The organism is Pseudomonas sp. LS.1a (genome assembly GCF_022533585.1).
Taxonomy (GTDB): Bacteria; Pseudomonadota; Gammaproteobacteria; order Pseudomonadales; family Pseudomonadaceae; genus Aquipseudomonas.
On the sequence record NZ_CP092827.1, the window covers coordinates 368,286 to 382,343 of the forward strand.

The following is a 14,058-nucleotide window of genomic DNA, read 5'->3' on the forward strand; positions in this document are numbered from 1 at the left end:
GAAGGGAATGACCGATTACCTGGCCAGCGCGGACCTCGCGCTGCTCAAACGCCATGGCCTGGACGACTTCGAGGCGCTGTGGGCGCTGCAACTGGATGCCGTGGACGAACCGAACACCGGTCGCGGTGGCTGGAGCAGCGTGTTTCGCCTGGAGCTCGAAGGCAAGGGCTACTACCTCAAGCGCCAGAGCGACTACCTGACCCGTACCCTGCACCGGCCGTTCGGCGAGCCGACCTTCGCCCGCGAATTCCGCAACATCAGCCGTTACCAGAAGCTGCACATTCCGGCGTTGCAGGCGGTGTTCTACGGCGAGCGCAAGCAAGGCGGCACGCACCGGGCGATCCTGATGACCCGCGCCCTGGACGAATGGGCCGACCTCGACAGCCTGCTGGCCCGGTGGCCACAACTGAGCGATGCTGAACGCAACGGCGTGCTGCAGGCCTGCGGCCAGCTGGCGCGCACCCTGCACAGTGCCGGCCAGGTGCATGGCTGCTTCTACCCCAAGCACATCTTCCTGCGCCAGCGCCGCGATGGCTGGGACGCGCAACTGATCGACCTGGAAAAGACCCGACCCCTGCTGTTCGGCATGCGTGACCGCCTCAAGGACCTGGAGCCGCTGCTGCGTCGCGCCCCGGTCTGGAGCGAAGGCGATGTGCGTACATTGCTGGCCAGCTACCTGGCGCAGCCGGCCGATGGCACGCTGGTCGATACCTGGCTGCAACGCCTGACGCAACGCCGTCGTGAAAAAGAGGCCCGCTGATGCGTTTGTCTGAATTGAAAGAGGCCGGGCGCAACCCCTCGTTGCCCCTGAGCATCACCCTGGCCGATGCCGCCGGCACGGCTGACCTGCAATTGCTCAGCCTGCTGCGCGTGCTGCCGGGCCAGCGCTATGTGGGCGCCGGCGTGTGGCGCGGGACCCCAGTGCTGGCCAAGCTGCTGGTCGGTGGTAACGCTGCCCGGCATTTCCAGCGCGAACTGCAAGGCGTGAAGCTGCTGGCCGAGCAGGGCCTGACCACGCCGAAGCTGTTGGCCGACGGCCTCAAGGAAGGCGAAGGCGGCTGGCTGTTGTTCGAGCTCCTCGACGGTGCCGAAAGCCTGGCCGATGCCTGGGCGGCAGTGGAAAACCTGCCGGTGCTTGCCGACGAGCAGCACCTGGTGCTGGGCGAAGCGCTCACTGCGGTGGCGCACATGCATGCCCAGGGCCTGTGGCAGGAAGACCTGCACCTGGACAACCTGCTGCGCCACGGCGGCAAGCTGTACCTGATCGACGGCGCCGGGATCAAGGCCGAAACACCTGGCCAGCAGCTGTCGCGCCCGCGTGTGCTGGAAAACCTTGGGGTGTTCTTCGCCCAGCTACCCAAGCGCCTGGAGCCGTTCATCGAAGAACTGCTGGTGCACTACCTGCTGGCCAACGCCGAGCATGCGTTGCCGCTGGAAGCCTTGCAGAAGCAGGTGGACAAGGTGCGCAGCTGGCGCCAGAGGGACTACCTGGAAAAGGCTGGCCGTGAATGCAGCCTGTTCAGTGTCGAGCGCAGCCTTTCCGGCCTGCGGGCGATCCGCCGCAACGAGGTCGAAGCCATGCTGCCGGTGCTGGAGCAGGCCGACGCATTGATCGACCAGGGCCACCTGTACAAGACCGGTGGTGCGGCCAGTGTGGCGCGCATCGAGGTTGGCGGGCGCACGCTGGTGCTCAAGCGTTACAACATCAAGAACACCGCACATTGGTTCAAACGCTTCTGGCGCCCGAGCCGTGCCTGGCATTCATGGATCGAAGGCCACCGCCTGGAATTCCTCGACATCGCCACGCCGCGTCCGCTGGCAGTGCTGGAGCAGCGGGTGATGGGTTTGCGCAGCCGTGCCTACCTGGTCACCGAGTATGTCGATGGCCCGGACCTGGCCGAGTGCTTCGCACCCTACGTGGACAACGGTGATGCGCCCGAGGAGCAGGTGGATGCCTTGGTGCATGTGATGCAGCAACTTATTCGCGAGCGCATCAGCCACGGCGACTTCAAGGGCCACAACCTGTTCTGGCACAACGGCCAGTGGTCACTGATCGACCTCGATGCCATGTGCCAGCACGCCACCCAGCTCAGCTTCGCCCCGGCCTACGCCCGTGACCGGGCGCGGCTGCTGCGCAACTGGCCGAGTGGCAGTGCCTTGCATCAGCGGCTGGACCGGTTGCTGCCCAAGCTGGCCGAGTAGTCCGCCGGCAGTGCCAGCCAGTCGCTGCTGCGGCCGGGTTGGCGCACGCGGATGCGCCACTGGCCATCCTGCTGGCGCAGCACGGCCCAGGCCTTGACCGTGCTCAGGGCCTGCCCGGCGATTTGCAGGTGATAGTGGCCGGCCAGCAGATGCCGGCGCACCGGCAGCTGATTGTCGGCCAACTGCAGGTAGAGCTGGCCGTTGGCGTCGAACAGGTCTGCTTCACTTTCGACTGGCACACCTTCGCGCGGTGGGGCCAGGCGGCAGTCCGCTAACAACTGCTCGATATCGGGCAAGCCGTCGTACCAGAGCACGGGCGAATCGACCACCCAGGAACCGTCGGCCAGGCGTTTGACTGGCAGCTGTACGTAGGCGTCAGGCTGTCGCGGGTCGAGTGCACGCCAGCGCTGGCCGTCGAAATGGACGTTGTACACCCGGCCTTGGCTGTCTTTCACGAAGTACCGATCGGGCCCGGGTGTGGCACTGATGTACTCATAGACCTGTTCGCCATGTACCCCCTCTATCCGGTAGCGCAGCTTGGCCAGGTCGACGGTTGCCGCATGGGTTTGTGGCAATGGCCTGGGCGGTTGTGGCGGCAAACCACGAAGTGCCCGGCGCATCAAGGTAGAGCCGGCAAAACTGTTGAGACCGTCGCTGGCATGGCTGAGCGCCGCGATGGCGTGGTGCAGGGTTGCCTCATGGTCGTTCTTTTCCATGGCCTCGAAGCCGTCCCATATGGAAATGCCCATGCGTCCGAACGCCAGCGCCGACATGGCAGGTGCCGGCAGTACCAGGCTGACCAGGTCGAGTATGAGGCGTAGCGTGGCCAGGCCGAACTCGCCCAGCACTTCTCGATTGCTGCGGCTGTTGGTGTCCGCCTCGGCGATCAAGGCATGTACCTCTGCCCGGTAAAGGGCATTGAACAGATTGCCGGGGATGATCGGCCTTTGCACATGCGGCCCGAGGCGCCCCTTGCGGAACAGCGTTTCAAGGCGCCTGGCATCGGCGCCAGGGGCGCGCTGGATGAAATACTGTTGCAGTGCGGGGTTGCCACGCACTGCCCGCAGCATGCCGCGGGCATTGCGGAATTCGCGCCAGGCACGCCGGTCTGGTGCATCCGGCGTGTAGATCACCAGCGAAGGTTGATTGGGGCTTTCGGCATTGAGCAGCAGCACGCCTTGCAGCGTATGCCCGTCCACAACCAGCTGGCGAACGACGATGTGCTGCCCGTCGATGGGCGGGCGGCGGCTGCTGTCGGGGTAGTCGACAACTGCCTTGGCCCAGTGGTAACCCTGCTCCTGCTGGCCGGGCAGGAAGTGCCCGACGTAGCGAGCCTTGGCCGCCTCGGCGCGCATGCGTGCCCGGTTGATGTTGCCGTGGGCCTCCATTCGCCAGTTGGCCGATGGGGAGTCCAGCAGGTGTGTGCGCAAGTAGCGCTCATAGCCGCTGCCGGCATCGAGCTTGCGCACCAGTGTCCTGACCTGTTCGGGGGACAGGTTCGCCAGTGGGGCGCCAGTGTCGTCGTGTACCCGGGCCGTCAGCCAGTAATCCACGTCGAACCAGCTGATGTTGAGCAAGGCCAGTTCGTCCAGGCGGTAAGTGACCGCCACCATTTCGACGGTGTCGCCCACTTGCGGGCGGGCGGCGGCGGCGATGTAGCTGGACGGTGACAGGGGATTGAGCAAAGGCCCGCGCCGACGAGCCAGGGTGACACTGATGCAGATGCGCTGCGGCGGTATGCTGATGGCCAGTGTTTGTGCCAGCTGTTTGGCGAGCCGCGCACGCACCCAGGCCTGCAAGTGGTGGCGTTCGCGAAACTGGTCCAGGGTCAGCAGCCCTGGTGCGGCGGCCTGGGTTATAGCCCCGGCCAGTTCCTGCATGGTTTGCATGATATGCGCCAGGCCTTGTGGGGGCGTATTGCGCAGCCATGCTGGCAGGTGCTTTTCGAGCAGCAGGGCGTAACGTGTAGCCAGGGCGTGCTTGCTGCTCATCAAGCCGGTGAGCGACTGCTGGCTGGCCAGCGTTGCTCCGAGCTCGTCCAGGTCAGGTAGCTGGGCATGTTGCCATGCGGCTTGCCAGGCCAGTGTCAGCCGCTGGTGCTGGCAGTCTGTCAGGTCGCGTACCTGCTGCGCCACCAGATCGTCGGCAAACCACTCATAGCGCAAGCGGTCGGCTTGCATCAGCCATTGCTGGTCCTCCGTGCGTGGCAGCATTTGCAGGAAGGGCTGGATTTGCAGCCAGTCGTCGAGGCGCTCGCAGAGTTCGACATGCAGCTCGGCAAGGCTGTCAAACCCTTCGATGCCGTGGGCGAGGCTGCAGAGCAGCGCCTTGCCGGTGACTTTGCCCGGGATGGCATCGCTACCTTCGGGGCCGTCGGCTACCAATATCAATGTGCCTGGCAGGGCCAGCCTGCGCTGGGGGCTGAGGCTGCTGAATACCGGTCGGTAAGCCTGTGCCTTCAACTCGCTGGGCAAATGTGGTCGCTGCCAGGGCAACGGCAATTCGAGGTAGGTGCGCAGCAGGCTGATGTGCTGATAATCCAGGGTCTGGTCGGCCAGGCGCAATTCCAGTTCCGCCAGCAATTGTTCCTGACGCAGCTTGTGTAACCGTTGGCGCCTGCTCTGGCTGCCTTTGGGGGCTTCGTTCCAGAACAACGCCAGGTCGTTGAAGAAACGTTGGCGTAACCGGGCGGGCGCCAGCCCGGCCACAAGGGTGGGTTGCCCGTGGTGCAGCGCACTGATACTGGCATCCAGGGTTTCGAGGCGTTGCAAAGGGGTCATGGCAGGGCTCCGTGATCAAGGGAGCCAACCATGGCGGCCCGCTGCAACGCAGCGGTGGTAGCGGGCTACCGACGCGGCAGCAAGCCTTTGAGGCCCAACCCCGCCGAGACGCCAAGGCCAAGCCAGGCGAGGCCGTCCCACAGGCCGTCGCCTAGCAAGGCGGCGAACAACCCCGTGAAGCTGAGCAGGGCGATCAGTGTGGGCCAGGCGAAAATGTGCCGAGAGGATCGTGACCGGTGGCTCATGCCCTTGCCTCCCGGGTTTTGCGCTGTTTGCCCCACCACAGGTAGAGCCCGCTGCCGAGCACGATGATGGTGAGCACGTCGAGCACTGCCCAGAGGATTTGCATCGGTCTACCGCCGTAGTCGCCGAAGTGCAGCGGTTGCGAAAGGCCCATGGCGTCCATGTACCAGGGGCGTTCGCCGACGGCTGTAACCGCCAGGGTGCGGGCATCGATCAGAACCGGTGTGAACAGGTGCGAACTCAGGTGCGTGGCGCCGTTCATGAACACTGCATAGTGGTGCTCGCTGGAGAAGCGCGTGCCGGGGAAGGCGATGAAGTCCGGGCGCATGCCTGGGGCGGCCTGTTCGGCAATCTCCAGCAGGCGTGAGGCTGGTGCGCGCTGGGTGAGCGGTGGCGCGTCGCGGTAAGGCGCGACCATGGCGGCCAGGCTGTCGTTGCGCCAGGCCGCGATGACCAGGTCGGACAGGGCACTGATCACACCGGTTACGCCTACCGTCAATGCCCAGGCCAGGGTCACCACGCCGATCAGGTTGTGCAGGTCGAGCCAGCGCAGGCGACGGGACTTGTCGTGGCGCACCGTGGCGAAGTCCAGGCGGCGCATGAACGGCGCATAGAGCACGGTGCCGGAGATGATCGCCACGACGAACAGCACGCCCATGAAGGCCAGCAGCAGCTTGCCGGGCAGGCCGGCGAACATGTCCACGTGCAGGCGCAGCATCACCATCATGAAGCCGCCATTGGCGGCCGGCATGGCCACCGCCTCGCCGGTACGGGCATCGAGCATGAAGGTGTGCGACAAGTTGGGGTCGGTGCCGGCGGTGGCGGCGGTGATGGCGACCACGCCGTTGGGTTCGTCCTCGTCATGGCCGAAGTACTGCATGACCTCGCCAGGGCGGTGCTGTTCGGCTTTGAGTACCAGTTGCTGCAAGTCGAGATGTGGCGTGCCTGCTGGCATTTCACGCAGTTCGGGTGCGTCGCCGAGCAGGTGTTCGAGTTCGTGGTGGAAGATCAGCGGCAGGCCGGTGACTGCCAGCAACAGCAGGAACAGGGTGCAGACCAGGCTGCTCCAGGTGTGGACCACGGACCAGCGGCGGATGGTTGGGCTTTTCATCACGGTACCGATTAATGCCTGATGGGCACAGGGGCCGCAAAGCGGCCCCCGTTCACTCAGAACTTGTAATTGACACTGGCCACCACGTTGCGCTCGTCGCCGTAGTAGCACCAGTAACCGTCACAGTTGGCCAGGTAGTCCTTGTTGAACAGGTTCTTCGCCTCTACGGCTACCGTCAGGCCTTTCATGCTGTTGTCCAGGCTACCCAGGTCGTAGTGCACCGAGGCGTCATACACCGTGTACGAGCCCACATGGGCCAGTTCGGTGTTGGCGGTATTGCCGTAGGTGTCACCCACGTAGCGCACACCGCCGCCAATGCCGAAGCCGTCCAGTGGCCCGCTGTGCCAGGTGTAGTCGGCCCACAGGGTTGCCTGGTTGCGCGGGATCAGCGCCATGCGATTGCCTTTGTCGTCACCCTTCAGGATCTCGGTGTCGGTATAGGTATACGATGCGATCGCCTTGAGGTTCTCGGTAACCTGGGTGGAGGCTTCCAGTTCCAGGCCGCGAACCTGCAGTTCGCCCACCTGGCGGGTGATGCTGCCTTCCGTGACGCTGACGTTCTGCTGCTTCAGGTCATACACCGCTGCAGTGAGCAGGGTGTCAGTCCCGACGGGCTGGTATTTCACACCCACTTCATACTGACGGCCTTCGGTCGGTTTGAACGACTCCGTGGAGTTGAAGTTGGCACCACTGGCCGGCTGGAACGACTCGGTGTACGAAAAGTACGGCGTAATGCCGTTGTCGAACACGTAACTCAGGCCGACGTTGCCGCTGAAGGCCTTGTCGCGCTGGGTATTGGTGGCGTCGTTGCTGTTATGGAACACAGCGCCGGTGTGAATCCAGTCTTCACGACCACCCAAGGTCAGGCGCCAGTTGTCGAGCGACATCTGGTCCTGGACGTAGGCGCCTGTCTGGTGGGTTTTCTGCTGGAAGTCCTGCATGGCGAAGTAGGTGACGTTCGACAGGTCGGCGCCATACACCGGGCGGTTGACGTTGATCGGTGGCACGCCCATGCCATACAGCCACTGATAGTTGGTATTCGAACGCTGATGGTCCAGGCCCAGCAGCACGGTGTGGCTGATGTCGCCGGTCTGGAAGTCGGCCTGGAAGTTGTTGTCGACGGCGAACTGGCTGATGTCTTCGTTGACGATACCCGACTCGCGGTTGACGTTGCCATCGGCGTCGATGCTGTTGACGGTTGCCACCTGCACGGCCTGGAACGACAGGTCGCTCTTGGTGTAGCGCAGGTTCTGGCGGAACTGCCAGGTGTCGTTCAGGCGGTGCTCGAAGGCATAGCCCAGCGCGTAGTAAGTGCGGTCGTAGAAGTCCCAGTCCGGTTCGCCAAGGTTCTTGTGGTGGGAAATCTTGCCGGTCGGTCCGTCCAGTTTGGTGCCTTGCAGCGGCAGGAACTGGCCGGTGATACCAGTATCGTCCCGGGTGTACTGGGAGATGAAGGTCAGCTTGGTATCGTCATCGATGTTCCAGGTCAGGCTAGGTGCGATGTTGTAGCGCTTGTCCGGGATGTGGTCGACGGATGAGTTGCTGTCACGCACCACACCACTTACGCGGTAGAGAAACTTGCCTTCATCGTCGATCTTGCCGGTGCTGTCGAAGTTGATCTGCTGGTGTTCGTTGCTACCCACCTGGGCTTCGATCTGGTGCGCACTTTCAAATTGCGGCCGGCGGCTGACCATGTCGAGCAGGCCGCCCGGTGGTGTCTGGCCATACAGCGACGACGCCGGGCCGCGCAGCACGGTAATGCGTTCGAGGTTCCATGGCTCGACCTTGGGGTTGGCGAACGAGCCCTTGGGCAGCGGCAGGCCGTCAAGGAACTGGGTCGGCTCGAAACCGCGTATACGCAACCAGTCGGCGCGCGAGTCCGAACCGTAACCGCTGCTTTGCACGCCTGCGGTGTAGCGCAGGGCGTCATTGAGGTTGAGTACCTGGCGATCATCCAGTTGCTGGCGAGTGATGACGGTCATCGAACGTGGGGTCTCGACGATTGGTGTGTCGGTCTTGGTACCCGCGGCAGTGCGTGTGGCCACGTAGCCGCTGGAGGTACCCCAGGCGCTTTCATAGCTGGAAGTCGCATTGATAGCAGTCTCCGGTAGCGCCAGTGTCCCTTCTGGCGTGGCCACCAGGCTGTAGCTGCCCACGCTGCTTTGCTGCAACTGCAGGCCAGTGCCGCGCAGGGCCGCCTGCAGGGCGCCGAGGCCATCGTAATGCCCGCTTACCGGGGCCGAGGTGCGGCCGCTGACCAATGCCGGGTCGATGGCCAGGGCGATGCCGGCCTGGCTGGCGATCTGGTTGAGGGTGGTGGCCAGCGGGGCGCCGGGCAGGTCGTAGGTGCGTGGAGCGGATTGCTCGGCGGCGAACAGGGCTGGGCTGGCCAATGGCGCGGCCACGGCGATGGCCAGGGCCATCAGGCTGGGGCGCAGGATACGATCAACAGCACGGGACATGCAGCGGCTCCTCGACGGATAAGTGCGTTCTGCTTCCTTGCCGAGCGAGATTTGAAAAGTGACAGGGTGAATCTGAAAAAAAGTGAGAATTATTTGAAGTTGGTTTTTGCCTGTACCGGCTCTTTCGCGGGTAAACCCGCTCCCACAGGGATCGCGGAGGCTTTGAGGCTGGTGCAATCCTGTGGGAGCGGGTTTACCCGCGAAGAGGCCGGTGCAGGACTACTTGGGACCGACGGTCACCCACCACTGGGTATGTCGCTCGACCTTCACCGGCAGTGCCGGCACCAGCGACGCCAGCGCCAGGTCGGTGTCGGTCAGCGGGAAGCTGCCGGTGACACGCAAGTCGGCGACCTCGTCGTCTACCCCGAGGTAACCGCTGCGGTACTGGCCAAGCACGGCCAGCAGATCGCCCAGGCGCACGTTGTCCACCACCAGCATGCCGCGGGTCCAGGCGTCGGCACCGGCGGGGACCGCGCCGATTCGGCCGAGACCATTGGTGTTCATCAGCACCTGCTGGCCTTCACGCAGCACCTGTTCGTCGCCGCTGTTCAGCGGCATGGCGGCGACCGAGGCTTGCAGCACCTCCAGGCGTGTACCGCCGTCCTCACGGCGCACCAGGAAGCGCGTGCCCAATGGGCGCAGGCTGCCATCCTCGGTGCGTACCAGCAGCGGGCGCGAGTCCTGGTGGCCGGTTTCGACCGAGATCTCGCCCTGGTGCAGCACGATCACCCGTTGCTCGCCTGCGTAGTCGATATCCACGGCAGTGTGGCTGTTCAGGCTCAGCAAGGTGCCGTCTTCCAGGCGCAGGGTACGCAGTTCGCCGGTGGCGGTGCGCTGGTCGGCCAACCAGTAACTGGGTGCCAGCGATGGTGCGCCGACCCAGGCCAGCAGCGAGCCCAGTAGAAACATGCCGGCCAGCCCGCCGCCGACCTTGCCGATACGTCGGCGCAGGCCGGCGCGCGATTGCAGCAGGGCCTGGCGTGCGGGGCCTGCAGCGGCGCTGACGCGCTGGTCCATGGCGCCGAGTTGGCGCCATGCGCGGGCGTGCTCCTCGCTGGCTGCATGCCAGCGCATGAATTCGCTGCGCTCATCAGGTGTACCGCTGCCACTGTCGAGGCTGAGTTTCCAGGCAATGGCGGCTTCCAGTACCCGGGACGAAACCGGTGCACTGCTCACGTCGGCTCCCCGTACAGGGCCACGTAGCACTGGCGCATGCCCTGGGCGATGTACTGGCGCACCCGCGACACCGAAACCCCCAGGCGCTCGGCGATTTCGGCATGGCCCATGCCGTCCAGGCGATTGTGCAGGAATGCTGCGCGGGCCTTGCTCGACAGCTTGCCGAGCAGGCGGTCGATGGCCTTGAGGTCTTCGAGGATCAGGTGCTGCACTTCTGGGGACGGTTGTTCGGCTTCCGGCATCAGTGCCAGTTCGGCCAGGTAGGCCTGTTCCAGCGCGGCGCGGCGGAAGTGGTCGAACATCAGGCCCTTGGCCACTGCGGCCAGGAAAGCACGGGGCTCGCGGGGCCTGACCAGTTGCTCACGGCCGAGCAGGCGCACGAAAGTGTCCTGGCTCAGGTCTTCGGCACGTTGGCGGCAGGCCATGCTGCGTTGCAGCCAGGCAAGCAGCCAGCCGCGGTGGTCGCGGTACAGCGCACCGACCAGATCGGCGTGTGGGCTCTGTGCAGAAGACAAGCAGCGTTCCCCCGGAACGTAGGTATTAACTAACGATAATTATTCGCGATTGTTGCAGAGGGGAGGGGGTGGGTGCAATGGACGCTTATCGGATGGCTAGCATCCAAGGTCATGCAGATGTGTTGCCTGTGTTGGCCTCTTCGCGGGTAAACCCGCTCCCACAGTATTTCCAGGGTTTCAAAGGTAGTGCAGTCCTTGTGGGAGCGGGTTTACCCGCGAAGACGCCAGCAAGGGCAGCGCAAAGCTACAGGCCGTGATTGTGCACCTTGCGCCTGCGCCACCCGCGCAAGCGCTGCTCCAGCTGCAACGGGCTGTCTAGCTGTTGGCGCCGGGCCTGGCTGAACAGGATCAGCGCCAGCTCGGCGGTCACCAGGGCATCGGCGCTGGCATGATGGCGCTCCTCCACCTGCAGGCCAAACCGCGTCACCCAGTCATCCAGCCCGGCCTCGCGCAGCACGGTGTCGGGGTTGAGCATCGGCGCCAGCTCGGCAACATCGAGGAAGGGCGACTGCAAGCGATAGCCCAGGCTTTCCTTCAGCGCCCTGGCCAGCATGCGCTGGTCGAACGGTGCATGGAATGCCAGCACCGGGCTATTGCCAATGAAATCGAGCAAATCGAGCAAGGCCTCGGCCGGGTCGCATCCGGCAGCCAGGGCACTCGGGCCCAGGCCGTGGATCAGCACGCTGGCGTTGGTCTTCTGCAAAGGTCGGTGCAGGGTGCGTTCGAACTGTTGGGCAAAATCGATGGCGCCATCTTCGATGGCCACGGCGCCAACCGACAGCACCTGGTCACGGTTGGGGTTCAGGCCGCTGGTCTCCAGGTCGAGCACCACCCAGCGCTGCTCGCGCAGGGTACACACCCCCAGTGGCGCGGCCTTGGGCAGCCGGGCCAGGCGCTGGCGTGTGGCATGGTCCAGTTCGGGTGCACTGGGGCGCAGCCAGGCAAACAGGCTCATAGCTGGTACCGCAAGGCCAGGCTGCTTTGCAGGCGCTGGGCCTGGCGCAGGGACTCGCGCAGGATGCGCCGGTCCAGGTGGTTGAGGCTGTCCGGGTCCAGGCGGTTGGAATAGGGCAGGTTGTCGCGGGTCTGGCGTTGGTGCTGCTGCATGCGGGTTTGCTGGATAAAGTGGTAGGCCTCTTCGTACGCTGCGCCGTCCAGTGCCTCGATCACGCCCTTGGCCACCAGCTGGCGCAGGCGTTCCAGGGTATTGCAGGCACCGATGCCGTTGGCCAGGGCCAGCAGCCGGGCGCCATCGACGAAGGGCGTCAGGCCCTGGACCTTGAGGTCGAGGGTGGCGGCCTTGTCGTTGCCCTGACGGGTCAGCACGAACTCGCGCAGGCGGCCCACCGGCGGGCGTTGGCGCAAGGCGTTGTCAGCCATCATGCGCTGGAAGATGCGGTTATCGGCCACCTGGTCCAGCAGGCCCTGGCGCAGTTGCTCGCAGCCTTGCTCGTCGCCCCACACCACGCGCAGGTCGAAATAGATGCTCGAGCCCAGCAGGTTCTCCGGGCTGGCTTCGCGGACAAAACCGGCAAAACGCCGCGCCCATTCACTGCGCGACAGGCACAGCTCGGGGTTGCCGGCCATGACGTTGCCCTTGCACAGGGTGAAGCCGCACTGGGCCAGGCACTGGTTGATGTATTGCGCCAGCGGCAGCAGGCGGACGCGGATGGCGTCGGCTTCGGCGCTGTCGGCGGCTTCGAAGAGGATGCCGTTGTCCTGGTCAGTGTGCAGGGTTTGTTCACGTCGACCTTCGCTGCCAAAGCACAACCAGCTGAACGGTACGCCCGGGTCACCGCGTTCGGCCAACGCCAGCTCGATCACCCGGCACACGGTGTGGTCGTTGAGCAGGGTGATGATCTGGGTGATCTGTGTGGACGAGGCGCCGTGGGCGAGCATGCGTTCGACCAGCTGGCTGATTTCGCCGCGCAGCGATACCAGGGTGTCCAGGCGTGGCGCATGGCGGATGGTACGCGCCAGGTGCACCAGGTCTACCCGTTGCAGGGAGAACAGGTCGCGCTCCGAAACCACGCCGCACAGGCGCCTGTTTTCAACCAGGCACACGTGGGCGATATGCCGTTCGGTCATGGCCATGGCTGCGTCGAAGGCGCTGGCCTGGGGGCTGAGGTAGAACGGCTGGGCCGTCATGTGCCGCGCGATGGGTGCACCCAGGTCGGCATCGGCCGCAGCCACCACCTGGCGCAGGTCGCGCAGGGTGAAGATACCGGTGGGGTAGCGCTGCGGGTCGACCACCACGATGCTGCCGACCTGCTGCTCATGCATCAGCCGCACGGCATCGCGCAGGGGCGTGTCGGCGCTGCACACCACCGGGTGGCGCATGGCCAGTTCCCCCAATGGCGTGTTCAACGAATACTGGGTGCCGAGGGTTTCCACCGCACGCTGGCGTACCTGCTGGTTGACCTGGTCGAGCAGGCTGCTGACCCCGCGCAGGGCAAAATCCCGAAACACTTCGGACATCGAGAACACGCGGATGAACGCAGGCTTGTTCAGCTGCAGGCAGAAGGTGTCCTCACCGGCCAGGTGCTCGGTGCGGGTCGCCCGCTCGCCGAGCAGGGCAGCCAGCGGGAAGCATTCGCCGCTGGTAATTTCGAAAGTGGTCTCCACACCAGGCTTGACCAGGTGCTGGCGCTCGCCTACCACGCGGCCCTGCTTGACGATGTAGAAGTGCTCGACCGGCCCGTCGGCAGGTTTGACGATGCTCTCGCCGCTGGCATAGAAGCGCAGCTGGCACTGTTCGACCAGGTAGGCCAGGTGGCTGTGTTCCATCTGGTTGAACGGCGGAAATCGCTGCAGGAACTGCAGGGTGCCCTGGATGTTCTGCAGCACTGCTGTCCTGCCCGCCTGGCTGTAGGCGTCCTTTTTGCTCATGAAACTGACCGTATCGCTGTGCCGAACTATATATATCTATATATAGGTGCCGACCATGTTGTTCTCTGCCTCCATGGTCGGCTTGCAGCGGGGTGGTGCCCATTGGACGTAAGTCTATGAGCGCCCCTGTCAAAAACCCGACAAAAGGCAAACCGGGTTACGCAAGTTCTGTGGTCCTAATGCTGAAGCGGAATTTTTTTGACGAGATGAGCATGCCTGAGCAACGCGACATCCTGAGCGACGCCGAGCGCGAGGCACTGGCCGTGGCGAGCGCGCCCGTGGCTGCCAAGCCGTTGGTGCTGGTGGTGGATGACAATGCGGTGAACCGTGAGGCGTTGATCCTGTACCTGAAAAGCCGGGGGATCGACTGCGTCGGGGCGGATGGGGCCGAGGAAGCCAGGCTGTACCTGCACTACCAGCAACGGATTGGCTTGATGATTACGGATTTGCGTATGCAGCCGGAGGATGGCCTGGACCTGATTCGCAAGATTCGTGAATCAGAGCGGGCGGCGTTGTCGATCATCGTGGTGTCGGGCGACACCGACGTGAAAGAGGCGGTGGACGTGATGCACCTGGGGGTGGTGGATTTCCTGTTGAAGCCGGTGGACCTGGACAAGCTGCTGGAGCTGGTGAAGAAAGAACTGAAGATCGAGTAGGGCAGGAGTGGGGCTGCTTTGCAG

At 64.3% G+C, this 14,058-nt stretch carries 11 protein-coding genes; 3 read left to right on the forward strand and 8 right to left on the reverse strand.

Annotated features, from left to right (window positions below; genetic code table 11):
* The first annotated feature begins 7 nt into the window (after positions 1 to 7).
* Both MKK04_RS01580 and MKK04_RS01585 read left to right on the forward strand, forming a co-directional pair.
* Positions 8 to 760 carry a lipopolysaccharide kinase InaA family protein gene (locus tag MKK04_RS01580; protein ID WP_233694683.1) on the forward strand — a complete coding sequence of 251 codons (753 nt, stop codon included), beginning with the start codon at positions 8 to 10 and terminating at the stop codon, positions 758 to 760.
* Positions 760 to 2,202, forward strand: coding sequence for a lipopolysaccharide kinase InaA family protein (locus MKK04_RS01585; protein ID WP_241106171.1), 1,443 nt, complete (start codon positions 760 to 762; stop codon positions 2,200 to 2,202). Before MKK04_RS01580 ends, MKK04_RS01585 begins: the two co-directional genes overlap by 1 nt.
* Here the strand turns inward: MKK04_RS01585 and MKK04_RS01590 are convergent.
* The 8 genes from MKK04_RS01590 to MKK04_RS01625 form a co-directional block, all read right to left on the reverse strand.
* Positions 2,163 to 4,982, reverse strand: a complete 2,820-nt coding sequence (locus tag MKK04_RS01590) for a dermonecrotic toxin domain-containing protein (protein ID WP_241106172.1) — start codon at positions 4,980 to 4,982, stop codon at positions 2,163 to 2,165. The two genes, MKK04_RS01585 and MKK04_RS01590, sit on opposite strands and share 40 nt — an antisense overlap.
* 65 nt (positions 4,983 to 5,047) lie before the next feature.
* On the reverse strand, positions 5,048 to 5,227 hold the full coding sequence (locus MKK04_RS01595; protein ID WP_241106173.1) for a hypothetical protein: 180 nt from the start codon (positions 5,225 to 5,227) through the stop codon (positions 5,048 to 5,050).
* Positions 5,224 to 6,336, reverse strand: a complete 1,113-nt coding sequence (locus MKK04_RS01600) for a PepSY-associated TM helix domain-containing protein (RefSeq protein ID WP_241106174.1) — start codon at positions 6,334 to 6,336, stop codon at positions 5,224 to 5,226. The genes MKK04_RS01595 and MKK04_RS01600 overlap by 4 nt, the downstream gene beginning before the upstream one ends.
* A 56-nt stretch (positions 6,337 to 6,392) precedes the next feature.
* Entirely contained in the window at positions 6,393 to 8,798 is a 2,406-nt protein-coding gene (locus MKK04_RS01605; RefSeq protein ID WP_207833983.1) for a TonB-dependent siderophore receptor, read from the reverse strand.
* Positions 8,799 to 9,017: 219 nt separating this feature from the next.
* Entirely contained in the window at positions 9,018 to 9,974 is a 957-nt protein-coding gene (locus MKK04_RS01610; RefSeq protein ID WP_233688022.1) for a FecR domain-containing protein, read from the reverse strand.
* Positions 9,971 to 10,489, reverse strand: coding sequence for an RNA polymerase sigma factor (locus MKK04_RS01615; RefSeq protein WP_063914542.1), 519 nt, complete (start codon positions 10,487 to 10,489; stop codon positions 9,971 to 9,973). The genes MKK04_RS01610 and MKK04_RS01615 overlap by 4 nt, the downstream gene beginning before the upstream one ends.
* Positions 10,490 to 10,733: 244 nt before the next feature.
* Positions 10,734 to 11,444 carry a 3'-5' exonuclease gene (locus MKK04_RS01620; protein ID WP_207833992.1) on the reverse strand — a complete coding sequence of 237 codons (711 nt, stop codon included), beginning with the start codon at positions 11,442 to 11,444 and terminating at the stop codon, positions 10,734 to 10,736.
* Positions 11,441 to 13,378: a putative nucleotidyltransferase substrate binding domain-containing protein gene (locus tag MKK04_RS01625; protein WP_233688021.1), complete on the reverse strand. Its 1,938-nt coding sequence runs from the start codon at positions 13,376 to 13,378 to the stop codon at positions 11,441 to 11,443. The genes MKK04_RS01620 and MKK04_RS01625 overlap by 4 nt, the downstream gene beginning before the upstream one ends.
* A gap of 116 nt (positions 13,379 to 13,494) precedes the next feature.
* Between MKK04_RS01625 and MKK04_RS01630 the strand changes: the two genes are divergently transcribed.
* Positions 13,495 to 14,034 (forward strand): response regulator, encoded by a 540-nt coding sequence (locus tag MKK04_RS01630; protein ID WP_207834010.1) that lies wholly within the window; start codon positions 13,495 to 13,497, stop codon positions 14,032 to 14,034.
* The last annotated feature ends 24 nt before the right edge of the window (positions 14,035 to 14,058 follow it).